The following is a 25,227-nucleotide window of genomic DNA, read 5'->3' on the forward strand; positions in this document are numbered from 1 at the left end:
CAGGTCGGCTAGCTTCCTGTCGACTACCCCTCAGTCGGCTGCGCCGACAGCTCCCCTGACAAGGGGAGCCGACCGGTCATTGGCCCCCTTGACGGGACAGTACCGTGAAGCGGACAGCGAAGCTGCTTGTAGGCAGCGTGCGAGCCGACAGGCGAGCCAGAAGACTGCGCGCGCAGCGCGTCCGTACGGCTATGGCCCCCTCTGATGAGGGGGCTGTCAGCGTAGCTGACTGGGGGAGAGACCAAATCAGGTCGGCTAGCTTCCTGTCGACTACCCCTCAGTCGGCTGCGCCGACAGCTCCCCTGACAAGGGGAGCCGACCGGTCATTGGCCCCCTTGACGGGACAGTACCGTGAAGCGGACAGCGAAGCTGTTTGTAGGCAACGTGCGAGCCGACATGCGAGCCAGCAGGATGCCGCGCGCAGCGCGTCCGTGATTGCAGGACCGTTGCCGTGAAGCAGACAGGCAGGCGGTATTACGAGTTCCCTCCGGTGGTTTCTCCGGACGGCGTGCCGTTTCCATTGCCGCTATTGCTTCCGGTATTGCCACCGGAGTCGCTGGAACCGCTGTTTCCGTTTCCGTTGCTATTGCCACTGTTGCCGCCACTGTCCCCGTTACCGCCGTTACCGCCATCGCCTCCGTCACCGTTTCCGGAACCGTTGTCCCCGTTACCGCCGTTACCGCCGCTGGGCGGGCCCGGATAGTTCGGGCATTCAGTGGAGTAGCTCGCGTTGTTGAGGCACTGCTGCGCGAACTCCTGTGTGGAGGACTGACCGGAAGTGGAGCCGGAGGAGGAATCGGAGTTAGATCTGCCGTTCTGCGTGCCGGACTGGCCGTTCGTGGACGAGGACTTCGAGCCGCCGAGGCCCCATGTGCCGTCCGGGCCGCCGACCTTGCCGGAATCCTTGGCGGTGGTGAACTGCTCCACGGCGGTGCCGGCCAACGCCTGCGACATGTACTCGGTGAACAGGTGCGCCGGATAGCCGGTGGACGTCACGCCATAGCCGCCGAACGCGGGCACCACCTGCGGGTTGCCGTCGGCATCCGGGTTCCAGATAGCCCACACGTTCATCAGGCTTGGCGTATACCCCACGAACGAGGCTGCCAGCTCGTCGTTGGCGGTACCGGACTTGCCGGCTACCTGCCGTCCACCGAGCGCCGAGGACACACCCGCTGCAGTACCGGACGTGGTCGTGCCCTGCATGGCCTTCTGCACCAGGGCGCAGTCGTTCGCGTCGAACACCTTCTTGTTCTCGTTCGGCGCGTTATAGAGGTCCTTGCCCTTGGAATCCTGCACCTTGGCCACCATGTGCAGCGTGTTCTTCACGCCGTTGTTGGCGATGGTCGAATGCCCCTGCGCCAGATCCCACACCGTCAGCGCATTGATGCCCAGCACGTTGTACGGCGATGTCTCGTCGATGTCGCCGGTGATGCCGGCCTCATGCGCGATTTTGGCCGTGCGCTGCGGCGTCAGATGCTCGTTGACGTTCATGAACACCGTGTTCACCGAGTTGGCCGTGGCCTGATACAGATTGATGTTGCCCCAGTTTATGTTCAGCGCGTTGTTCACCTCGGCGGTGATGCCGGAGAAATGCTGGTGCGAGTTGCCGTTGAACATTGTGTTGAAGCTCACGCCCTCCTGCGCGGCACCGAGCAGGGCGAACGGCTTCATCGTGGAGCCCGGCTCGAACAAGGCCTGATCCGCGTTGTTCAGCGGCTTGCTGAGGTAATCGGAGCCGGCATACACGGAAACCACCGCGCCGGTCTTCTGCTCCACGGCGATGCCGCCGACCTGAATGGATTCCGGCATGCCGTCCGCACGCGTGTCGCCCACCGACTGCATGAGATCCTGCTTGGCCTTGTCGATGGTGGTGACGATCTTGTATCCGCCGGTGGCCAGATCCTCTTTGGTGAAGGCCTTGGAGCCGACCAGTTCGCGCTGCACCATGTCCAGCAGATAGCCGTTCGGACCCTGGTATTCGTTCTGCTGAGCCACCTCCGCGGTCTGCGGGAATGTGGCCTCCTTGTGCTGCTTGGCGGTGATGTAGCCGTCTTCCTCCATGATGCTCAGCACGCGATTGAAGCGCTGCTGGGCGATTTTAGGGCTGTCCGCCGGATCCCAGGTGGAGGGGGCGGGAATGATGCCGGCGATCATCGCGGCCTCGGGCAGCGTCAGATCCTTGGCGTCCTTGTTGAAGTACGCCTTGGCGGCGGCCTGGATGCCGTAGGCGTTGCGGCCCAGGTAGATCGTGTTCATGTAATTGCACAGCACCTCGTCCTTCGACTCGGTCTGCGCGATCTTGAGGGCCAGGATAGCCTCGCGCGCCTTGCCGACATACGTGGTGGTTTCGCCCAGATAGTAGCGTTCCGCGTACTGCTGGGTGATGGTCGAGCCGCCTTGGCGTGTGCCGGTGGTCACGTTGTTGAGGAACGCGCGGGCGATGCCTTTGAGGTCGATGCCCTTGTCGGTGTAGAACGTGCGGTTCTCGGACGCCACGATGGCGTTGCCGATGTAGTCCGGCAGGTCGGTGCAGGAGATGATTTCGCGGTTCTGCTCGGCGTACGAGCCGATCGGCGTGGTGCCGTCCGCGTAATACACGGTGGTCTTTTCCGCCAGCGCGAACTTCTCCGGCTGCGGTACTTCGGTGGTGATGTACAGGTATGCGAATACGCCGATGCCGGCGAGCAGACCTGCGCCGATAAGGCCGAAGAAGATGCCGAGCACCCATTTGAGTACGCGATGCTTGCCTTTGCCGCCATTGTTGTTCTTGTGATTGCGGCTGCGATGCGTGGCGTGCGCGGTACGTGCGGTACGCGCTGAGCCTGTGCGGCTGGCGTGGCTGGCTTGGCTTGCTCGGTGGCTGCTGCTGCGGCGGGTTCCGGTGCCGTCGGCGCGACTGCCGCTGCTGCGGCCTGATCCTGTACGGTATGCGCCTTCCTGAGCGGCTTGTCCGGACTTGCTGTGTGCGGTGCGCGGCTGGCGAAGGGCGGGCCCATCGCTGCCGGCACGTGCGCGACGTTGATAAGAAGCCATGCATGCCACCGTAATTGCCGGTGCTGAAAAGTGCGCTGAGAATGGGCGATTTTGGCTCTGGGGGAATCGTATTTGCGCCGAATTCTTACAAAACCGGCCGGTTCCCAGTGGTGTCCTTCGGCGAACGGCTTGCCGGCTCAATACCTCACCAAACGTACGCTGAGTTCGATTCAGTGTATGTTTACTGAGGTATTCGGGCCGGTCTGGTGCGGTATGACGCTGCGGTACGACGTTGCGGAACTCGGGAACTTGGGGAACTCGCCCATACCCGTATGTGATGTGTCCGGATTTGACGTAGTCCACCCGTATCCATACACTGTACAAAGCCTCCATGCGGCGCTATGTCACCCAACTCCCCCAGGGCAGGAATGCAGCAAGGGTAAGTGGCCTCTGACGGGTGCGTGGGGGTTTTCTTGTATTTCTCTGCGTGCTTTCCCTGTCTACTATGTGCGGATTTGGCTCTGAGGATTGACGCGACGCGCTGGTGTCCGAGGCGCGGCCGTACAGTCTTGGATATGAATGACGCACAGCATCCAGTGATTCGCGATCCGCACGCGCCTACGAACATGGTCGATTCCGCGACGGAAGGCACACGCGGGGCAGGGAGCCTGAAGCCTGAATTTCGATGGCAGCCGGTAACGCCGGACGCCGGTTCCACTGATTCGTCGACACTCCCCGGCACTAGCCTGGATGCCTCCAACGATGACGATACCGATGCCGTCGACCGTGGTCTCGCACTGCTCGATCCGCTGACCGTCCGCCCGCGCATATCCAGTCGCGTGCTGTGCGCGGTGTTCGGCGTGCTGCTCGCCGCCGCCGCGTTCGGCATCTGGTGGGTGTGCGTCCACACTGAAAACGGGCAGTCGTATGACGAAATCGTATGGGTCAATCTGCCGACCAGCCTGCCGGCATGGGCGTCGGGGCCGATGAACCTCGTGGCGCAGTCATGGCTGGTGATCACGGTCAGCTGCGTGCTGGGTGGGCTTGGCCTGGTTGCGGCGCTGGTCCGCCGGCGTTGGTGGCTGGTCGGGCAGATGGTTGTATTCGCCGCCGTCTGCCTGGCCGCGACCCAGCTCAAAGCGCTGCTGCCGCGCCCGTTCATCATCCAGACCGCATCGCCGGTGGCCAATTCGGCGCCGTCCGGCCACACGATGCTCGCCGTGGCCGGCGCGGTGCTGCTGCTCATCGCCGTGCCGCGTGCGCTGCGCGCGCTCGCCGCAGTGGTCGGCGGCACATGGTCGGTATTGGTCGGCGTTTCGGTGATGGTAGGGCAGTGGCACCGCACGTCGGATGTGTTGATGTCGATACTGCTGGTGACAGGGTTCGCGCTGGTGATACTGGCGTGCACGCGCACATCCGGCATGGATGATCCCGGCCGGCGAGTTTCCTCGGTGAGTGTGCAGATCGTCGGCAGCGTGCTGATTACCGGTGGCCTGCTGCTGATGCTGTACAGCGCATACGCGGTCTGGCAGGTGGTGCCCGGCCTGAACGTCAGCGCCATGTGGGCCGTGCGAGGCTCCATCGTCTCCGCCGTGGTCGGCATTGTGGGCGTGAGCGCGCTCGCGTTCGGACTGCTGCTGGCGCTTCGTCATATCACGGCGGCGCCGTTGAGTCGACTGGGGCTGATTGGGGCTCCGCCCGCTCCGCCGGCACAGTCCGCTCGGCAGTGAACGGGGCGCGAACAAGTTGCGAACAGGACGCCACCCGGCCGCCAATTTGGCAGTTCGATACCATTCGTGAGTATTATGACGCCAAGAAACACCGTGCGTTTCAGGAAACAATAAGGAGAAGGAATGGCTACCAAGCTTGTGATTGTGGAGTCCCCGACCAAGGCCCACAAGATCGGTGACTACCTGGGCAAGGGGTACACCGTCATGGCGTCGGTGGGCCATATCCGCGATCTTGCCCAGCCCAGCCAGGTGCCGGCTGCGGACAAGGCCAAGTTCGGCAAGTTCGGCGTGGACGTGAACGACGGCTTCAAGCCGTACTACATCGTCGACGGCGACAAGAAGCGCACGGTCAGCGAACTCAAATCCGCACTCAAGAACGCCGACGAGCTCTACCTCGCCACTGATGAGGATCGCGAGGGCGAGGCCATCGCATGGCACTTGGTGCAGACGCTCAAACCCAAGGTGCCGGTCAAGCGCATGGTGTTCCACGAGATCACCAAGAACGCCATCAACGCGTCGCTCGCCAAGACCCGCGACGTGGACGGGCATATGGTGGACGCGCAGGAGACCCGCCGTATCCTCGACCGCTTGTATGGCTATGAGCTTTCCCCGGTACTGTGGCGCAAGGTCGGCCCGGGCCTGTCCGCGGGCCGCGTGCAGTCCGTGGCGACCCGCCTTATCGTGGAGCGCGAACGTGAGCGCATGGCGTTCAAGCGCGCGCCCTACTGGGATATCGTGGCCACGCTCGCCGCGCCGGACGCGCAGGGCGAGACCGCGGAATTCTGCGCCCGCATGATCTCCCTCGGCGGCAAGCGTCTCGCCGGTTCCAAGGACTTCGGCGCGGACGGTCAGCTCACGCCGGACGGCTTTGCAGCCAACGTGCGCCAGCTGGACGAGGCTTCGGCCTCCGCTGTGGCCGAAACGCTGAAAACCGCCGATTTCACGGTGATGTCCATGGAGACCAAGCCGTATCGCCGTCGCCCGCAGCCGCCGTTCACCACGTCCACGCTGCAGCAGACCGCCGGCAATCGCCTCGGCATGGGTGCCCGCGCGGTGATGCGCGCCGCCCAGAGCCTGTACGAGAACGGCTACATCACGTATATGCGTACCGATTCGGTGACGCTTTCGCAGGAGGCCATCGCCGCCGCCCGCAACGCTGTGAGCTATCATTTCGGCGACCGGTTCCTCTCGTCCGAGCCCAAGCAGTACGCCACCAAGACCGCAGGCGCGCAGGAGGCCCACGAGTGCATCCGTCCGGCGGGCTCGCGCTTCCACGACCCGGACGAGCTGGCATCTAAACTGCCGGTCGACCAGCTGCGCCTGTACACGCTGATCTGGCAGCGCACACTCGCCTGCCAGATGGCCGACGCCACCGGTTCCACCGCCACCGTGCGCCTCTCCGCGCCGGCCGGTCCGACCGAAGGCGAGGCGGTATTCCAGGCGTCCGGCACAGTCATCGAATTCCCCGGCTTCATGAAGGCCACAGGGGAGGGACGCAAGCCGAAGACTGCTGTTGCGGGGGGCGGTGCTTCCGCCGCTGAGGGGACTTCAGAGGCAGCAGCCAAGGCCAAGTCCGACGCCTCCGAATCGAATACCTCGCTGCCGCCGATGGAGGTCGGCCAGCGGGTGGACGCCACCGACGTGCAGCCGGACGGCCATGAGACCCAGCCTCCGGCCCGATACACCGAGGCCACGCTGGTCAAGACTCTGGAGGCCAAGGAGATTGGCCGTCCGTCCACCTACGCCAGCATCATCTCCACCATCATGGATCGCGGCTACGTCTACGAGCGCGGCCGTGCGCTGATTCCCAGCTGGCTGGCCTTCTCCGTGGTCAAGCTGCTCGAGCAGAACTTCCCCAAGCTGGTGGACTACCAGTTCACCGCCGATATGGAAAACGGACTGGACCGCATCGCCCACGGCGAGGAGACCGGGCGCGACTGGCTCACCCGGTTCTACTTCGGCTCCGGCGAAGGCGCTGCCCGCAACGCCGACGAGGCCCATGAGGGACTGCAGCAGCAGGTGGCGCAGCTCGGCGAGATCGACGCGCGCGCCATCAACACCATCGACATCGGCGATGGCATGCACGTGCGCATCGGACGCTACGGCCCGTACTTGGAAGACATGGAGCACTTGGACGCCGAAGGCAATCCCAAGCGCGCATCCCTGCCGGACACCATCGCGCCGGACGAGCTCACCGTGGACGTGGCCCGTGACCTCATCGACAATCATTCCGGCGGTCCGCGCGAGCTGGGCACCGACCCGGCGACCGGCGGCACGGTCGAGGTCCGCAACGGTCGCTTCGGGCCGTATGTGGCGCTGATTCCGCCGGCCGCAGCCGAGGGCAGCGCCGATTCGGCTGCTGAAGCTGCCGGTGCTGCAGCATCAGCCAAGAAGGGCTCCAAGAAAGCCGCGGCTGCTGCGGCTCCGCGTCCCAAGATGGCGTCGCTGTTCAAGACCATGAGCCCTGAATCGCTTTCGCTTGAGGATGCGTTGCGCCTGCTGAGCCTGCCGCGCGAAGTCGGCAAGTATGAGGAGACCAACGCCGAAACCGGCGAAGTCTCCGAATACACGGTGGCCGCCAACAATGGCCGCTACGGCCCGTATCTGACCAGGACCGGCGCGGACGGCAAGTCCGAGACCCGTTCGCTGGGGTCCGAAGACGAGATCTTCACCGTTGACCTGAACAAGGCCAAGGAGCTGTTCGCCCAGCCGAAGTACGGTCGCGGGCGTGGCCGTGGAGCCGCCAAGCCGCCGCTGCGCGAGCTTGGCACCGATCCGGCCACCGGCAAGAACGTGACCATCAAGGACGGTCGTTTCGGTGCCTACATCACCGACGGCGAGACGAACCGCACGGTGCCGCGCCAATACACGCCCGAGACCATCACCCCGGATGATGCATTCCGTCTGCTCGCTGAGAAGCGTGCGGCCGGGCCGTCCACGCGGGGCCGTGGCGGACGCGGCGGCCGTGGTCGTGCGGCCGGTGCGGCGAGCGGCAAGACGAACGGCAAGGCGGGTTCCGCCTCGCAGGCCGCGCCCAAGATGAGCGCCGTCGAGGCCAAGCGCGCCGAACGTCGCGCCGAGGTCAAGAAGCTCGCCGGCAAGGGATGGGCCAACACGCGCATCGCCGAGAAGCTTGGTTCGACTGCCGCCACCGTGAAGGCCGACGTTGACTGGCTTGCCGCGAACGAGGGCTTCGTCCGCCCTCCGGTCGTCGCCGCCAAGCCATCCAAATCCAAAAAACAGTAACCCGACAGCGCACACCCAGTGGTCCGCGTCACTAATTCGTTGCCGAATTGACTACCCCTCAGTCCCGCTTCGCGGGCCAGCTCCCCTGACAAGGGGAGCCGATATTAAGCCAGCTCGTCCTGCAATTGTGGACGCGCTTCGCGCGCGGTTTGCCAGCTCGCCTGTCGGCTCGCACAGCACCTACAAACAGCTCTGCTGTTTGCTTTACGGTGCTGTCCTGACAAGGGGAGCCAGAATATAATCAACGTGCAGGACCGTTGCTGGAAGGACAGCGGTGGTATGTGGCCCCCTCTGACGGGACGTTGCCGTGAAGCAAACAGCGGAGCTGTTTGTAGGCAACGTGCGAGCCGACAGGCGAGCCAGAAAACTGCGAGCGTAGCGCGTCCGTAATTGCAGGACGGGCTGTCAGCGCAGCTGACTGGGGGAGAGAGACATAATCAGCCCCTTGTAAGCGAGATAGCCGCCGAACGGTGGGCAACTCGGTGCCTAACGCTAAGGTCGATAGGTATGACCGGTCTGTTTGTTTCGTTTGAGGGTGTTGACGGCGTGGGCAAAACCACGCAGGTCGAGCGGCTGCGCACTTATCTCGAGTCGCTGGGCCGCACGGTGGTGGTCACGCGCGAACCGGGCGGCACGGCTTTGGGGTCTGCGATCCGCGGGCTGTTGCTGCATGGCGTGCCGGCTGCGGCTGGCGCTGATTCCGATGCCGACGTCACCGATGAGGCCGCCAGTAATGCCCTCGACAGTGCGGTTGTAAGTATTGGTACCACGGATGACGCTGCCGTCGCTGCCGCTGATAACGCTGCCGTCGCCGCCGCCAATCCCGCCGACATCGCTCCGCGCGCGGAGGTGCTGCTGTTCGCCGCCGACCGCGCCCAGCATGTGGCCGAAACGATTCGCCCGGCATTGGAACGCGGCGAAGTCGTCATCACCGATCGCTACCTGGATTCCTCGCTGGCCTATCAGGCGGGCGGCCGCGAGCTGACTGCGGCGGAGATTCGTGATCTGAGCCTGTGGGCCACCAATAACCTGTTGCCGGCTCGTACCTATCTGCTGGACATGGACCCGGCGCTGTCCCACAACCGTCTCCAGCATGCCGAAGACCGTATGGAATCGGCCGGCGATGACTTCCAGAACCGTACACGCCAAGCGTTCCTCGATTTGGCGGCGGCCGAACCGGACCGATTCCGTGTTATTGACGCCAGCCGGTCCATCGAACAGGTCTGGGCCGCGATTGAAGCGGATATCGATGCGCTGCTCAAGGAGACGGTCCGATGAGCGTGTGGGATTCGTTGGTCGGGCAGAAGCCCGTGGCGGACATGCTGGCCCGCATCGCCCAAAGCGACCCGGCGCAGCTCACCCAATCGTGGCTGATCTGCGGCCCTCCCGGCTCCGGCCGCTCCAACATGGCCCGCGCGTTCGCGGCTGCGTTGGAAAGCCCCGATCACGGCATGAACGCCGAGCCGACGCGCGTCACCCAGCAGGTGCTCGCCGGCACGCACCCGGACGTCACTGTGCTGACCACCAATAAGGTGACCATCGGCATCGATCAGGTGCGCGACCTCATCGCCACGTCTGAACAGATGCCCGCCACCGCGCCGTGGCGCATCATCATCATCGAAGACGTCGACCGTATGCTCGAACGCACCACCAACGTGTTGCTCAAGGAGATCGAGGAGCCGGCGGAACGCTGCATCTGGCTGCTGTGCGCGCCCAGCGCGCAGGATGTGCTGCCCACCATCCGCTCGCGGTGCCGCGTGGTGAACCTTGCTGTGCCGTCGGCCACCGCCGTGGCGGATTTCCTGGTGGCTGAGACCGGCGTGGAGCCGAAGACCGCCCAGCGCGCGGCCCGACTGTCGGAAGGGCATATCGGCATCGCGCGCCTGTACGCCACTAACGAGCGGGTGATGACCGACCGTGATGAGCTCGTCGTCGGCGTGCTGAACCTCGCCCGCGCTTCGGACGCAGTGCTGCTCGCCGGCAACCTCATCGACAATGCCAAGGGCCAGGCCGAGGCGGACGCGAATGATTGGGCCGACAAACAGGAGGCGGAGTTTCGCCGCGTCAACGGATTGGCGGAGGGGGAGCGCATCCCCCCGAAGCTGCGCGGCGCGTTCAATCAGGTGGCCAAGAAGGACGACATCAAGCGCTTCGCCACCCGTCGCACGCGCGACGTGCTCGACCGCGCGCTCAACTCGGTGGCCTCCATTTACCGTGATGTGGCGGTGCTGCAGAACAACGCCGAGGATTCCGTGGGGCTCATCAACCTCGAGAACCGTACCGCGATTACCGAATTGTCCGTGCGATTGAACCGCGCCGGGGCCGTGGCCCGCCTCGACGAGGTGGCCCGCGCCCGCAAGCGCTTGGCCGGCAACGGCAATCCATTGCTCACGTTCGAAGCCCTCTTCTGTGCCTTGATTCCGTAGTGCCGAGTGACGCCGCCCCCCCCTCTGGCATGCCGCTGCCGTGAGGTAAACAGTTCATATGCTGGCCCCCTCTGATGAGGGGGCTGTCAGCGTAGCTGACTGGGGGAGAGACAGGGGACGACTGTGTTGTGTGTTTCTCTCCCTCACCCGGCTGTCGCCGGGAGCTCCCTCATCAGAGGGAGCCGAAATAGAATCAACGAACTTCGGACGCGGACCACTGGATCGCCATGCTGAGTCCACTCCTGGTTGTGTCCTGTCCATATCCGGGTGCTTCGTCCATTTGCCGAAACGGTTTTGACCACGGGGGGGGTAGCGTTTTGGCACAGGAGCGTAATCGTTGTGATTGCGCACTGGTGAAGGGAAAACTATGAAGAAGATGGGCAAAGTTGTTGCCGTCCTCGCTGGTTTGAGCATGATGCTCACCGGTGTGGGCACGGCGTATGCCGACGATGCCGCCGGTGATGCTGCGGTTTCGCAGTCGCAGACCGCCACGGCCGACGCTCAGGCCGCACAGGCTCAGGCTGATGCCGCCAAGGCCGACCAGAATGCCAAGCAGTCCGCCAAGACTCCGGCTCCGGCCAATGTCGACCCGCAAGTCAAGGCCGCACCGAAGGCTCAGGCCAAGGCCGCTGCCTCCGATAGCGCGAAGATCTCCGGTGTCGTGGCACCGTCTACCGCGTTGAAGTATGGCGCGGATTATGATCATGTGGACGAGTCTGCCGCGTTCAAGGTCACGCTGACTGGTCTGACCCCGGGTAAGGCGTATGGCGTGAAGTCCAGCATGAACGCGTTTAACGGGCTGCCTGCAATCGGCCAGACCACTTGGACATACGGTTACACCGATCCGGTGTTTACCGCCTCGGCATCGACCCAGACGATTGATGTGTTCTACAGAGGCTCGGTCAAGCCGTCCTCGACGGTTCAGTTCGCGCTTGTCGCGGGCGACAAAGTCAACGTCGATAACTGGGGTAATAAGTCCCTGAACGGTACTGTGATCAACACCTATGGTGGCGTGAATGTGAAGGTCCTTGACGTTACGGGCTCGAATCTTGTGACGCTGGACAGCCAGTCCGTGGAGGACATAGGCGTGCATACGGTCGGTCTCAAGGGCCATTACACCATCGATCCGAAGATTGCCGGTAGTGTCGCCAAGGTCTGCTATTCCACCACCGTTACTCGCGTGTTCAAGGTGAACGGCACGTTCGATGCCGATATTGTTGGTAGTATTGCCTACAATGGTCGCTATGTCTGGGATTGCGTTACTGGCGCGATTTCCGATGATGATGATCCTGAGATCGACAATCTTTTCAAGGTCAACGATCTGATTACGCTGGCGGCAGGTGCGTCAGGTAGCCAGACCATGACGGGCCAGTGGTTCTCCCACGGGTTCACCATTACCGCTAAGGATGGCAAGCCCATTCCGGCCTCCGGCGATATCGAGAATGTGGTTCCTGGTCTGCTCGCCAACACCAAGTACGGCAACTGGGGTTACTCTTCCGCTGACATGGGCGCACAGGAACTTATTTATGACACCGCCAAGTCCCAGACCACTCAACCTGATCCTGCCTCATTGATGTACTCGGGCATCGTGCTGACATTCGATGATGGATCCCAGCTGGTACCGGTCGCCTCATCTTACAGACCGGAGGTACAGCCCAACGCGTTGAAGACTGTTTCTGATTTCACCACCAAGGCCGCCACGAATGGCCCGGTCGCTTCCGACGACCTGACCGATGCCAACAAGAACGGTGTCGAGGGCGCCGACGGCAACAAGGCGAACGCCGGTTCCGTGTACCGCCTGTACATCGACAGCCTGAAGGAATCCGCCACCTGCAAGGCGCTGGTGGAGAAGGGCTCCTACTGCTACTGGACCGGCTACATCTACTCCACTCCGAAGCAGCTTGCTTCTCCTGACGGCAAGTCGTCCGCGGTTCGCGTGGACAAGGATGGTAAGGCTTACGTCGAGTTCAACATCCCCGCTGACACCGTGAACGGCGACCACAAGATTGCTCTGTATGACAGCGACGGCAAGCTGCTCGGCTGGACGCCGGTGACCGTGGCCGAGGGCCAGGAGCCGACTCCGCAGCCGGAGAAGCCGTCTGCTGAGGATGTGGCTGCCCTGCAGTCTGCGATCAAGGATGCTGAGTCGAAGAAGCAGGCTGATTACACGGCCGAGTCTTGGGCTCCGTTTGCGGCTGCTCTGAAGTCCGCGCAGGATGTGGCTGCCAAGTCCGATGCCACGAAGGCCGAGGTGACTGCCGCCACCGCGAAGCTGGCTGAGGCCTCCAGCAACCTGGTCAAGGCCGGCTCCACGACTCCGCAGCCGGAGAAGCCGTCTGCTGAGGATGTGTATGCTCTGCAGTCTGCGATTAAGACCGCGGAGTCGAAGAAGCAGGCTGACTACACGGCGGCTTCTTGGTCCACGTTTGCTGCTGCTTTGAAGGCTGCTCAGGATGTGGCTGCGAAGTCCGATGCCACGAAGGCTGAGGTGACTGCCGCGACCGCGAAGCTGGCTGAGGCTTCCAAGAACCTGGTCAAGGCCGGTTCCACCACCCCGACCAAGCCGGACAAGCCGACTAAGCCGACCACTCCGAACAAGCCGGACAAGGACAACGACAAGAACCAGCAGAAGCTGCCCATCACCGGTAGCAGCGTTCTGGTGATTGCGTTCGTCGCCATCGCTCTGGTGGCCGCGGGCGTGAGCGTGGTGGTGTACCGCCGCCGCAACGCCTGAGCGAGCGGTTCGATGACCTGCGCCGCCCGGTGAGATATTGACCGGCGTATGTCACGCGATTCGCCGGTTCCTGTGAGGGCCTCTTCCCTGTGAAGAGGCCCTCTTTCGCTATCCATGTCTGTGCAACGGGAAGCGGGCCCTATGAGCGTGCGGACGTTGCCCAAGCCAGGCACACGTATGCGGCGCCGGCCTGTGCTACTGATGCCAAGGCCAGTCGGCTGGACTCGTTGGTTGCCAGCATACGTTTGCTGCGGTCTTGCGAGCCTATATCTCACCAAACGTACACTGAGAGCTGCTCAGTGTACGTTTGGTGAGGTAAGGCCGGCTCAAGCCTCACCAAACGTACGCTAGTGCTTCGCTGCTAATCGGCGATCGGTTCTTCGGTAACATGCCCCGCGATACACTGGAGCGTATGAAGATTTCCGCTGATTTCAAGGTCGTGCCCGACGACTTCGCCAAAGCCGCCGCACCTGAATACCGGGTAAGCGGCATCCCCGTCATCTCCTTCCCGTTCTATGTGGACGAGGTGAATCCGGACGCCCGCTATCTGCACTGGACGTTCACCGATCCCGATTCGATTCCGGTTTGCGGCTTCGAATGGATTCATTGGACGGTGGCGAACCTGCCCATCGACGCGCTGATGTTCGACTTCAATGATGCGCATGCGCTCGCTATCCCGCCGGACTTCTCCCGTCAGTTGCCGGCGATGATTCCCGAGGCGGTGCAGGGCCGCAATTCCTCCGCCTCCAAGTTCGAGGGGCGCGAGAGCGATCCGGCCGTGACCATGCGGTACAACGGCCCGCAGCCGCCGGACAAGGACCACGACTACTACCTGCACGTCTGGGCCACCAAGGAACCGCTGCCCGGACTCAATCAGGGATTCTGGATGAACGAACTGCTGCACAAGCTGCGCGAATGCGGCGAGACCCCCGACCAGGGTGCCATGTTCGTCACCGGCAAGGCGTGACACCGGTTGTGGGCAACCGCCCACGGTGTAGTGGCAATCCCACGGTGTAGGGAAGTTCCCACGGTGTAGGGAAACTCCCATGATGTAGTCAGCGAAAACGTTGGTATTCCGCCATTGTTCGATTTTGTTCGACCGCATCGTGGGGCTTTCCCTACATCATGGGGTGTTTGTTCACGCGAACAGTACGACGAATATGAACACAGCGAACCCAATAAACATAACGAACACATAACGAAAGGACAATGCATTCTTATGGCCTGCACCACGATTCTGGTAGGCAAGGACGCGAGCTATGACGGCTCCACCATCATCGCCCGCAACGAGGATTCCGCGAACGGCGAGTTCAATCCCAAGCGATTCATCGTCGTCAAGCCCGAAGAGCAGCCGCGCGAATACAAGTCGGTGATCGCCCACCTGACCATCGAACTGCCTGACAATCCGCTGCAATATACTGCAGTGCCGAATGCGGATCTGAAGGAAGGTATCTGGGGCGAAGCGGGCGTCAACGAAGCGAACGTAGCGATGAGCGCCACCGAAACACTGACCACCAACGAGCGCGTGCTCGGCGCCGATCCGTTCGTGGAATACGCGCCGGCCAAGGGCGACGAGCCCGAAGTGCCCGGCGGCATCGGCGAAGAGGACTTCCTGACCATCGTGCTGCCGTACATCAAGACCGCACGTGAGGGCGTGGAGCGACTCGGCTCCCTACTTGAGGAATATGGCACTTACGAGATGAATGGCGTGGCCTTCTCCGATTCCAACGAGATCTGGTGGCTGGAGACTGTCGGCGGCCATCACTGGATCGCCAAGCGTGTGCCGGACGAGGCGTACGTGACCATGCCGAACCAGCTGGGCATCGACGAATTCGACCTGGCCGACGCCCTGGGCGACCAGGAGGACCACATGTGCTCCGAAGACCTGGCCGAGTTCATCGAAACCAACCATCTCGATCTCGCGGTGGAGAACACCACCCCGTTCAACCCGCGCGACGCCTTCGGCTCCCACTCCGACTCCGACCACGTGTACAACACCCCGCGCGCCTGGTACATGCAGCGCTTCCTCAACCCGTACGACGAGGTCTGGGACGGCCCGGACGCCGACCACAACCCGGAATCCAACGACATCCCGTGGGCCCGCCAGCCTGAGCGCAAGGTGACCATCGAGGACATCAAGTACGTGCTGAGCTCCCACTATCAGGGCACGCCGTTCGACCCGTACGGCCAGCTCGGCGACGAGCGTACGCGCCACATGTACCGTCCGATCGGCATCAACCGCCAGAGCCAGCTCGCCGTGATGCAGATCCGCCCGTACCGCCCGCAGGCCTCGCGCGCGATCCAGTGGCTGGCCTACGGCTCCAACCCGTTCAACACGCTGGTGCCGTTCTTCCCGAACGTCGACACCACGCCCGCATACCTCGAAGACACCACCACCCGCGTGACCTCCGAGAACTTCTACTGGGCGAACCGCATCATCGCCGCCCTGTGCGACGGCGCCTTCCGCTCCACCGTCAACGCCATCGAGCGCTACCAGGAGAAGACCGGCGCGATGGGCCACCGTCTGGTGGCCGCCACCGACGAGCAGGTGGCGCGGCTCGGCCTGACCTCCGCCGAGGAGGCCGAGCAGTCGGCCGCCGAGGAGGAGTTCGAGGCGGACAACGTGGACGGCGACGTGCAGCCGATGACCCCGGACGAGATCATCGCCGCTGTGCGCAACCCCGAAGTGCGCGGCATCCTCGCCGCCGCCAACCAGACCATGGCCGACCAGCTCAAGACGGAAACCGAGAAGCTGCTCGACTCCGTGCTCTACACGCGCAGCATGGAGATGAAGAACGGCTTCCACATGTCCGACTTCTAGTCCGTCATCAGGCTCCCCTCTTTGAGGGGAGCTGGGCGAAATGAGAATAAGGGGAGCCGAGATGGACTGCCCCACCACAAACACAGAAAGGCGTTTATATGACCACCATCGCAGACTTCACCAGCCAGTACGGCCTGGTCAAGAAAATCGACGCATTCGGCTACCTGAAGTACCTGGCCGACAACCCGGACGCCCCGCGCAAGCACGGCAAGGTCGTGCTCGTCACCGCCGATACGCCGCTCAAGGCGTCGCGCGGTGAGGGCAAGACCACCACCACCATCGCCCTTATCGACGCGCTCAACAAGCGCGGCATCGACGCGGCCGCCGTGCTGCGCCAGCCCAGCATGGGCATCACCGCAGCCGGCTCCAAGGGCGGCGCCTCCGGTGGCGGCAAGGCATCCCTGACCCACCCGGAGCTCATCGACTGGGGCCTGTGCGGCGAGATGGGCGCCATCGAGGCGGCCCAGAACCTGCTCGTCTCCTTCGCCGAGAAGGCCGTGGACGAAGACAAGCTGGACGATATCCTCGTGCCGCGCGTCTCCGAAGTGCCGAGCCGCTCCCTGCGCTCCATCGCCGTGGATTACGGCAAGGGTGACGTGGCGGAAAAGGTTGTGCTCACCCCAACCTGCGAGCTCATGCAGATCGTGGTGCTGTCCCGCTCGATGGATGAGATTGCCGAGCGCGTGTCCAAAATGATCGCCGGCACCAAGGACGGCAAGGCCGTGACCTTCGGCGAATTCGTCGACCTGTGGCGTATCACCGGCATCCTCGCCGACGCCGTCAAGCCGGCGCTCACCGAAACCGTGAACGGCTCTCCGGTGTACGTGCACGGCGGCCCGTTCGCCAACGTGTCCATCGGCATCCCGACGCTGGTCAGCGTGGAGATGGCCTGCGCGCTGCACGACGTCGTGATTGTCGAGGCCGGCTACGGCACCGACGCGGGCGCGCAGAAGTGGCTGGACATCGCCTGCCGCGAATACGGTGCGCAGTGGCCGTCCGCCGCGGTTGTCGTGACCCGCGCCTCCACGTGGCGCGACGACCCTGATCTGGCGTGGCGCTACCCGTTCCATGTGCAGCGCCTCGAAGGCCTCGATATCCCGACCTTCCCGCTCATCAACCTGTGGGAGGGCGAGGATGACCAGATTCCGTCGCTCAAGGAGACCGCTGCGGAACTGGAATTCCGCACGCCGATCATCGGCAACCTGTTCCGTGACGGTGGCGAGGCGCTGGCCCCGCAGCTTGACGCCTTCGTGGACGTGCTTGAGAACGGCTCCATGCCGGCCGAGCCGCACTCTCACAAGGGCATGGCTCTGACCGAGAACGCCAAGTGGGTGGCGGAGCACGCTTATGGCGTGCCGGCCGAGCGTGTGCTCTACAAGCCCGGTTTCACCGATTCCGTCGCCGAAGCGATGGCCCTGTGCCAGAGCGCGGGTATCTCGCTGGACGATCTGGCGTTCGTGGCGGTCAAGTCCCCGGCCACGATGACCGACAACGACCGCGCCCCGGAAGACGAGCGTACCGTGACGTTGAAGAAGGTCGAAGTGCATGCCGGCGCCGGTCTGGTGCACGTGAACCTCACCACCAGCCTCACCACCCCGATGCCGAAGATCGTGTGATCCGTTCACTCTTCACCAAGCCCTACTAACGGAGAAAGCCCACCAAAGCGGTGGGCTTTCCGGTTTTCAGGGGTTGTGAGCGGCTTTGCCGCGAAGAAATGGTGACAACTAGAAGTTGCCGCCATTCCATCCCCAGTCGGTGGTGGCGGTGTAGCGGATGTACGTGCGGTCCTCGGGAATGCCCAGCGTGGAGTTCAGCGCGGCCATGATGGATTCGGTGAGCTTCTCCCAGGACGAGCTCGGCACGGAGCGGCCGAACACGTTGACCTCCACGTAGGCGGCGGGCTGGTCGTCCGAGCCGCCGAAGTAAATGGGCATCTCGTCCTCGAACGGGCACATCAGCCAGCCTTCGGATTTGCCGGGCACGGCGGTGATGGCCTTGCCGTATGCGGCCTTGAGCGCCTCGCGCTGCTCGGGGGTGGTCTTCACGGAGACGTGGGTATGGATGACAGGCATGATTCCTCCTTGATCGTTCGTTTCGCTTCTCCAGTGTAGCCCTGAACGCAATTGCGGAGATTATTGGCCTTTCCCTGTGATACCCGACCAACAGTCAGCCCGGTAGTGTTGAATACCCACTGTGAGAAAACTGATTGCACAGCTTATGAAGTTCGGCATTGTGGGCGTCATCGCCTTCATCATCGACTGGGGCATCCTCAATCTTCTGGTCGGCGTATTCCACATGCACAATGTGCTTGCCGCAACCATTTCCTTCATCATCTCGCTGATCTTCAACTACTTGGCGAGCATGAAGTTCGTGTTCAAGCACCGCGACGACATGGCCCGTTGGATGGAGATCGTCATCTTCGTGGCGGGCGCGGTCGTGGGCCTGTTCATGAACGATGCGATCATCTGGCTGGCGACCTACGGCATGAACCATGATGCCTATGTCTCGCAGCATGCCGAATACCTGCTGCGCACGAACGTCGGCAAACTGGTGGCCACCGCCGTGGTGATGGTCTGGAACTTCCTCATCCGCAAGTGGCTGCTCGACGACACCCATACCAATGCGATGAACCGTCTGCGCTCCGCAGAAAACAAGCTGAGCGCCGAAGAGCTTGAAGCCAAGTGGCAGAACAGCTTCTCCCACAAGCTTGGCGTCTGGTCGCTGGAGCACACGCCGAAGGGCTGGCCGAAGTAACGGACATACCTTCGGGACGTAAGCGCAGAATCCGTATTTCTGCACTTGCGTCCCACGGCCATGCGGGACGCAAGCGCGCTCAACCGATTGAGTGCACTTACGTCCCGTTTTGTATTGCGGAAAACAGTGGAATTCCGCCATTGTGAATTTGTGATGTCTGTTGGGTTGCGGGATGCAACGACACCAAGGCCTGTTCTGCACTCGCATCCCACGGGTTTCCGCCCCCGCTACACGCATGCCGCGCACCACAGCACTACACGCGCTGCGCACTACGCTCGTCGCGCGCCGCCATGCTTACGCGCCCCGCGCGAGCGCTCACACCGCCACTTCGGTCAGCGTCGGCTGCTCGGTGGAGCTCTTGATCTGCTTGAAGCCGATCAGCGCGATCGCCAGCGAACCCAGCGCAAGCACCGTCACCACCATGAAGCCGCCGTGCGAGCCCATACGGTCGATGAACTGGCCGGCGATCGCCGAGCCGGCCGAAGCGCCGATGGAGTTCATCGCACCCATCCACGCCATGCCCTCAGTCAGGCGTGACGGCGGCACGAGGTGCAGCATCAGCTGGTTGCCGTTGATCCACGTGGGGGCCTGGCAGACGCCGATGATCAGGTAGATGATCATGATCACCCACAGGTGCTTGGCGAACATGAACGTGCCGATGCCGAGGTTCACCACGGCCAGGCAGAAGTAGAAGCGCTTCCACAAGGCAATCGACCAGTTCTTCGCGCCATACACCAGCGCGCCCATCAGCGAGCTGATGGAGAAGCAGGCGAACACGAAGCCCGTGTACTGCTTCATGTTCGATTCGGTGGCGAACGCGATGATCGAGATGCCGGCGGCCGACTGGAATGCGCCCAAACCGAACCAGGTCACGCACACGGCGATCAGGCCGGGGCCCCAGATGGACGCCTTCTTGCCGGAGCGCGCATCCGCCACAGCCTTGTCGATCGCTGCCCGGATTTGCGCCTCATCGGTCACGCCGTCGCGTGTGAGACGGCGGCGCGTCTCCTCGGCCGCGGTCTCCACTCGCAGCGCCTCGGCTTTGGCGGCCTCGCGCTCGCGGTATTCCTTGCGGGTGATGCCTTCCCGGCGTGCCAACACGGTCTGTGACGGTGGCTCGGTGGTCAGTTCCGTCAGGAACATCAACGCGCCCACCACCACGCACATGCCGGTGAACGAGAACGCCAGCAGGCCGGAGATCACGGCCAGCGTGGAGGCCAGCGGGTTGCCGACCACCCACATGCATTCGTCGAGCACGCCGCACAGCGAGAGCGCGCGGTCGGTCCGTTCGCGGTCGCCCTTGAGGATTTTGGTCCAGCGGGCGCGGCTCATCGCGCCCCACGGCGGGATGGCTGCCAGGAACGGCGTCAGGCAGTACAGCACCCATTCAGGCGCGCGGTTGGTGATGGAGGTGGTCAACGCGATGGCTGCCACGATCCACACGATGATCGTCGGTATGGAGACCTGCCGCTGGCCGAACTTGTCGGTCAGCTTGCCGAGCAGCGGAGTGGAGATGGCCAGCGCAATCGCCTGGACGGCGGTGAGCATGCCGGCCAGCGAATAGTTGCCATAGTAATGCTGCACGGAGATGGTGATGGTCATGCCGATCATCGGGAACGGCATGCAGGCGATCACGCCGCCGATCGAATAACGCGCGGTGTGCGGGATGCGCAGCAGCTCGGCATACCCGCCAAAAACCTTATGTCCGACTTCCTTGATGGCGGCCGTGACGGTGTTCGCATTGGACATTACAGCACTACGCTCCTTTCCGCTCCCGATTGGATGTCCCTCGCCGCCCTTGGCGTTGGCCGGCGAAGCCCTCATCGAATGATGTGTCTGTCCTGGGTGCGCAAAGTTTGCGTGGCTTATGCCGCTATGCATATTTGCGTCAACGCTACTCTATGTGTTGGCTTGGATTGACACGCGGTAATTAAGGATTATCGGTTGGGTTTTGCCTTGGGCGATACGCCAGCGATGTCGTGCTAGACAAGAGCGCCGGCGATGCGCGGACTGTGTCTGTGCCGTGGCGAAAGCGCCGGCAATAGGATAGGGATTATGCCATTGTTGATTGGGTTGATTGGTATTGCTGATGACGCCGCGACCCTGCCCGGCAAGTTCCTGAAGGAGGCCCGCCGATGACCGCCACCACCATCCACTTCGTCCGCCACGGCAAGGTGTACAACCCCGACCACCTGCTCTACGAGCGTCTGCCCGACTTCCATCTGTCCGACGTGGGCCGTCGCATGGCCCAGGCCACGGCCGACTATCTGGCCTCCAATCCGCAGACCAATACGATTGCCGCCGTGTATTCCTCCCCGCTCGATCGCACGCGCGAGACCGCCGGCGCGATCATCGACGCGCTCAACGCCGTGCGCGGGGAGCGAGGCGAAGCTCCGCTCGAACTCACCACCGACGAGCGAGTGATCGAGGCCGGCAACGAATTCCGGGGCAAGCGGATCGGCCATGGCGAGGGCGCATTGTGGCGCAACGGCAACTGGAAGCTAGTCCTGAACCTGTACAAGCCCAGCTGGGGCGAGTCCTACCAGCACATTGCGGCGCGCATGGACGCTTTTGCTCGTGAGAAGGTAGCTCAGCACCCCGGTCAGCAGATTGTGGTGGTCAGCCACGAGTCGCCGATCTGGTCCTATCGTCATTATCTGGAGACCGGACACCCGGAGCATTGGATGTTCCTGCGGCACACCGCGCTCGCGTCCGTCACGTCCGTGACCTACGACAACGAGACCGGCCGTGTGATGTCCATCACGTATGTGGATCCCGCAGCAGCCATCAACTGACGTATTTTGCCGGAGAAGCCGGGAATGCGTGAGCGAACCACTGGCATGGCGCACTACAATCGTTGGAAGAACTGGCCGGCCCGCTGAGGGGCGTGGGACTCGAGCAAAGGAGCATGACATGACCGTTGAACTGAATCGAGAGGCAATCGACCGCGTGGCGGCGCTGCCGGCGGTGCGCGAGGCCTCGGAAACCGGGGCGCGGCTTATCGCCCTGTGGCCGCTGACGAAGGCCATGCAGATGGACAACGATGCGAAATACGCCGAGAACCTGCAGGTGCGCATCACCCGTGCGTTCGCCCGCATCCTGACCGGTGCGGATGTTACTGTGCCGGACGCCGAATTCGTCTACGAGGGCGCGGACGAGATTCCGGGCCGCCCGCAGTCTATTGTCGACACGCTGCTCGCCGCCAACGATGCCTACGATACGATGCTCGACTACTCCGAAACCGGAAACGCCGCATTGGTGTTTGCCGCCGCCGAGGCGTTGGGCGTCGAATGGGATGAGTCTGTTCGTTCTGAGGTTCGCGAGGCCATCGATGCGGTCGAGCGGCATATCGAGGCCGATGCGGCTGGCGCGGGTGAAGCGGGTGCCGAGGATGCTGCGTCCGCCGGGGCCGCAGGAGATGATTCGCCCGCCTCAGACGAGGACGGTGACCGACTTGCCGGCTCGGCCGACCCTGCCGCCGTGGCCCACCGCTTCGCCACCGCGCTCGCCGTGTGCGATGCGCTGCTGGCAGTGGTGGCCGCGCATGTGCCGGGCGTTACGGTTGCGGCCGGCGCGGACAGTGCTGTTGCTGACACTGCTGCCAATACCGCCACCGTGCTCGATGACGCTACGGCCCGCCGCGTGGCCGCCCAGTCGCTGCCGATTCTGCTGTACGTCAACGAACTGCGCGAGCAGTGCGCCATCCCGCGCATCTGCCTGACCGACAGCCAGCTGCTGGAACTGGTCAAGGCCCGTGCTGCCGCCACCGATACTGCCGATACGCTGGACGCCACCGCGGCCATCATCGCGCCGCTGGCCGGCACCGAGTGGGCCAAGCACCGCGAGGATGTGCTGTGGGACCCCGCCGAGGCCAAGAAGAAGGCCAAGGAGGAGGACGAAAAGCGCAACAAGGAGGCCCTCGCCGCAAAGTTCGCGCACATCAAGGACGACCCCACCAAGGAGACCGTGGAGCTGTAGCGCTCCTACTGTGCCTGTACGCATGCTGCAGTGTTCCGCATGAATGTCCCACGGCTCTCGTCGCCCTCTGCGGCAACCGATAATCCCCAAACTGGTCACTTCCCGTGGCCAGTTTTGCAACAACTGGTCATCTCACTTTGCCGATTTTCAGTAAACTGGTCATGTAGAGTTACCAGTTTCTGTAAAACTGGTAATATGAAGTGACCAATATCGTATTGCGAGGAGTATCACGGGGAGCGTTTGGAGGTCTTCATGACAAATCCAGTGATTGCGGAAAAGCTGGCAAGCTTCACGATAAAGGACTTTCAGCCAATCGTCGCGCGTGATTTGGATTTGGGAAAACCGTTGGCGCCAAAGGCTGGCAATCTGGTGAAGGTAGTGACCGGCATGCGGCGTAGCGGCAAAAGCTATCGCCTGTTTCAGGAAATGGAAATGCTGCATGAGTCGGGCATCCCGTGGAGCCGCATCTGCTATTTCAATTTTGAAGACGATCGTTTAGGGTCAGTCACTCCTGCCACTGGAGATGAAGTGCTGGAAGCGTTTTATGCGGCGCATCCAGAGGGCTTGCGCGAAGGCGTATACCTGTTTTTCGATGAGTTGCAGGAGATGCGTGACTGGGGGGCGTGGCTGCGCCGTGTTGTGGATAACACCAAGGCCACGATTTATATCAGCGGCTCCTCCTCCAAGATGCTCTCGAATGAGATAACAACGGAGTTTCGTGGGCGGGCCTTGGATTTCGAATTGCTGCCGTATTCCTTCCGGGAATTCGTGCGTGCGAATGATGTCGTCGACTCTGTCACACTGGATGCGGGCGACGACGGTGTCAAGGCGTACTCTCTCGAGGAGCGGCTCCTGTTGCAGAACGCTATGAAACGTTACCTGATTGTCGGAGGTTTCCCTGCGGTCCAGGAGCTTCCTGACCCGCAGAGAATCGCCCTGTTGCAGTCGTATGTGCAACGCGTGGTGCTGCGGGACGTGGTGGAGCGTCATGATATTTCTCGTCCCAGGGTCGCTTCCGCTCTGGCGCGGCGTGCGCTGGGTTCCAATGGCAAACAGCTGTCATTGCGCAAGGTCGAGAATGATCTGCGTTCAGCCGGCATGCCCGCGAGTCGGGAGATGCTCGGAGACCTCATCGGATATTTCGAAGATGCTTACCTGCTGTTCCGATTGCGTGAATTCTCGATGGCGCTCAGCGAACGGACCACGGCAATGCCCAAGGTGTATGCCATAGATTCCGGCCTCGCTGCTGCAGTGGCGAGCGCGGGCGTCCGTGATGAAGGTCAGCGTTTGGAAGAGGCGGTGTATCTGGAATTGCGACGCCGCAATGTCGGTTTCCGGCGTGACGGTATTGCTTCGTATCGCACTCGTGAGCATGGGTATGAAGTCGATTTCGTCGTAGGCGACGCTCTGCAGAGCGAGACGTACGAGCTGTATCAGGTCACGATGAACATGGATGATGAGGCGACTGTCCGGCGCGAGACGCGCGCATTATGGGAGATGATGGCGGAGCGGGATATGAAGGAAAGCATCGTTATTGTGGGCGATGGTGAGGAGCGCGATTACGAGCAGGATGGGCGCGTGATTCATCAGATTCCGGCATGGCGCTGGTTTTTGCGGATGCGCGGAACGTCAGGGGCGTGACGCCGAAGCGCTTCTTGAACGACGCGCAGAAGGCGCTGGTGGAGGAGAAGCCGCAGGCGGCGCAGATCTCCTTCAGCGTCGCATCGCCGGTCAAGAGCATGTATTTCGCCGCGTGCATGCGCGCGTTGACGATGTAGGTGTGCGGGGTGTAGCCGGTGACCTGCCGGAATACGCGGATGTAGTAGTACTCGCTCATCAGCGCCATCGCCGCGAGCTGGGACACCGGCAGTGGCTCGCTCAGATGCGTGGCGATGTACGAGAGCGTCTCCTCGATGGCATGCTGGTTGTAGCTGCTGCCGCGCTTGTCGTTGCGCCCGGCGTTTTCGCCTGTACGCACGTCGGTCGGTTCGGTACCGGGCCGTCTGTTGTCTTCGAATGCTGAGGGGCTGCCGGCGCTGACGCCGTCCGTCAGACATTCGGTGAGCACTTCGGTGATGATGAGGGACATGCGTGCCTCGTCCACCTTGCGCTCCTCGGCGAACATATCGTAGATCATGCGCAATCGGCTGATGGCGTAGGTGGCGCGCCGCAACGTGATCACATCGCCCAGGTCGTCATGGATGGCCTCGAAATAATCACGTGCCAAACGCCCGTCGAAATGCATCCACAGCAGCGTGCAGTCGGTTTCGGCCTTGGCTTGGTACACGTTGGGCGCATGACAGTCGAGCAGCACCAGATCACCGGTGCGCGCCACCGATCGCCGTCCGTTCACCGTGAAGACGAACGTGCCGTTGTAGATGGCCATGAGGATGAAGCTGTCGAACGAGCCGCGATTGAGCCAATAGCCCTTGAGATAACGGTATAGACCGATGCGCGTGGGGTAGAGGAACATGCGCATCGCATTGCGGCTGGGCACATACACGAAGTAATGCGAGACCGCCGCGTCCACATGATGCTCGACCGGTGTCATACTCGTTCCCTTCC

General features: G+C 62.7%; 15 protein-coding genes, 1 other RNA gene and 2 pseudogenes. 14 read left to right on the top strand and 4 right to left on the bottom strand.

Features of this window, described 5'->3' with window-relative positions:
* Window positions 1-474: 474 nt before the first annotated feature.
* Window positions 475-3,033 (bottom strand): transglycosylase domain-containing protein, encoded by a 2,559-nt coding sequence (locus BW14_RS06075; protein WP_052382128.1) that lies wholly within the window; start codon window positions 3,031-3,033, stop codon window positions 475-477.
* A gap of 320 nt (window positions 3,034-3,353) precedes the next feature.
* On the opposite strand from BW14_RS06075, the gene ffs reads away from it, so the two are divergent.
* From ffs to BW14_RS06125, 10 genes and pseudogenes are all read left to right on the top strand, one after another.
* Window positions 3,354-3,450, top strand: an RNA gene (gene ffs, locus BW14_RS06080) — signal recognition particle sRNA small type.
* A 98-nt stretch (window positions 3,451-3,548) separates the two neighbouring features.
* Window positions 3,549-4,703, top strand: coding sequence for a phosphatase PAP2 family protein (locus BW14_RS06085; RefSeq protein WP_140489624.1), 1,155 nt, complete (start codon window positions 3,549-3,551; stop codon window positions 4,701-4,703).
* Between the two features lie 123 nt (window positions 4,704-4,826).
* On the top strand, window positions 4,827-7,949 hold the full coding sequence (topA, locus tag BW14_RS06095) for a type I DNA topoisomerase (RefSeq protein WP_044089779.1): 3,123 nt from the start codon (window positions 4,827-4,829) through the stop codon (window positions 7,947-7,949).
* 507 nt (window positions 7,950-8,456) lie between these two features.
* Window positions 8,457-8,639, top strand: a pseudogene (locus tag BW14_RS12520) (dTMP kinase); the annotation flags it as partial.
* A gap of 135 nt (window positions 8,640-8,774) precedes the next feature.
* Window positions 8,775-9,227 (top strand): annotated as a pseudogene (tmk, locus tag BW14_RS12525) (dTMP kinase); the annotation flags it as partial.
* A complete protein-coding gene (locus tag BW14_RS06105) occupies window positions 9,224-10,375 on the top strand; it encodes a DNA polymerase III subunit delta' (RefSeq protein ID WP_044089782.1) in 1,152 nt (383 codons plus the stop codon). The pseudogene tmk and the gene BW14_RS06105, both read left to right, overlap by 4 nt.
* Window positions 10,376-10,751: 376 nt before the next feature.
* On the top strand, window positions 10,752-13,109 hold the full coding sequence (locus BW14_RS11945; protein ID WP_181162316.1) for an FIVAR domain-containing protein: 2,358 nt from the start codon (window positions 10,752-10,754) through the stop codon (window positions 13,107-13,109).
* Between the two features lie 412 nt (window positions 13,110-13,521).
* On the top strand, window positions 13,522-14,076 hold the full coding sequence (locus tag BW14_RS06115; RefSeq protein WP_140489626.1) for a YbhB/YbcL family Raf kinase inhibitor-like protein: 555 nt from the start codon (window positions 13,522-13,524) through the stop codon (window positions 14,074-14,076).
* Window positions 14,077-14,328: 252 nt separating this feature from the next.
* Complete coding sequence (locus BW14_RS06120) at window positions 14,329-15,930, top strand: C69 family dipeptidase (RefSeq protein ID WP_140463748.1); 1,602 nt, start codon at window positions 14,329-14,331, stop codon at window positions 15,928-15,930.
* 98 nt (window positions 15,931-16,028) lie between these two features.
* Window positions 16,029-17,546 carry a formate--tetrahydrofolate ligase gene (locus BW14_RS06125; RefSeq protein ID WP_140463750.1) on the top strand — a complete coding sequence of 506 codons (1,518 nt, stop codon included), beginning with the start codon at window positions 16,029-16,031 and terminating at the stop codon, window positions 17,544-17,546.
* A 108-nt stretch (window positions 17,547-17,654) separates the two neighbouring features.
* Here BW14_RS06125 and BW14_RS06130 read toward each other — a convergent pair whose 3' ends face one another.
* The gene (locus BW14_RS06130; RefSeq protein ID WP_044089787.1) at window positions 17,655-18,002 is read right to left on the bottom strand and encodes a phenylpyruvate tautomerase MIF-related protein; all 348 of its coding nucleotides are present in this window, start codon (window positions 18,000-18,002) and stop codon (window positions 17,655-17,657) included.
* Window positions 18,003-18,147: 145 nt separating this feature from the next.
* Here BW14_RS06130 and BW14_RS06135 point away from each other — a divergent pair, with 145 nt between their 5' ends.
* Window positions 18,148-18,684, top strand: a complete 537-nt coding sequence (locus tag BW14_RS06135) for a GtrA family protein (protein ID WP_044089788.1) — start codon at window positions 18,148-18,150, stop codon at window positions 18,682-18,684.
* Window positions 18,685-18,999: 315 nt separating this feature from the next.
* Here BW14_RS06135 and BW14_RS06140 read toward each other — a convergent pair whose 3' ends face one another.
* Window positions 19,000-20,433, bottom strand: coding sequence for an MFS transporter (locus BW14_RS06140; RefSeq protein WP_140463752.1), 1,434 nt, complete (start codon window positions 20,431-20,433; stop codon window positions 19,000-19,002).
* A gap of 386 nt (window positions 20,434-20,819) precedes the next feature.
* Between BW14_RS06140 and BW14_RS06145 the strand changes: the two genes are divergently transcribed.
* The 3 genes from BW14_RS06145 to BW14_RS06155 all read left to right on the top strand — a co-directional run bounded on the left by BW14_RS06145 (window position 20,820) and on the right by BW14_RS06155 (window position 24,303).
* Window positions 20,820-21,479, top strand: coding sequence for a histidine phosphatase family protein (locus BW14_RS06145; protein ID WP_140489628.1), 660 nt, complete (start codon window positions 20,820-20,822; stop codon window positions 21,477-21,479).
* A 118-nt stretch (window positions 21,480-21,597) separates the two neighbouring features.
* Complete coding sequence (locus tag BW14_RS06150) at window positions 21,598-22,662, top strand: hypothetical protein (protein WP_140463756.1); 1,065 nt, start codon at window positions 21,598-21,600, stop codon at window positions 22,660-22,662.
* Window positions 22,663-22,914: 252 nt separating this feature from the next.
* Entirely contained in the window at window positions 22,915-24,303 is a 1,389-nt protein-coding gene (locus tag BW14_RS06155) for an ATP-binding protein (RefSeq protein WP_140463759.1), read from the top strand.
* Here BW14_RS06155 and BW14_RS06160 read toward each other — a convergent pair.
* A complete protein-coding gene (locus tag BW14_RS06160; protein WP_140463761.1) occupies window positions 24,194-25,213 on the bottom strand; it encodes an AraC family transcriptional regulator in 1,020 nt (339 codons plus the stop codon). The two genes, BW14_RS06155 and BW14_RS06160, sit on opposite strands and share 110 nt — an antisense overlap.
* Window positions 25,214-25,227 lie beyond the last annotated feature (14 nt).

Source organism: Bifidobacterium sp. UTBIF-68, from assembly GCF_006408855.1.
Classification (GTDB): Bacteria; Actinomycetota; Actinomycetes; order Actinomycetales; family Bifidobacteriaceae; genus Bifidobacterium; species Bifidobacterium reuteri.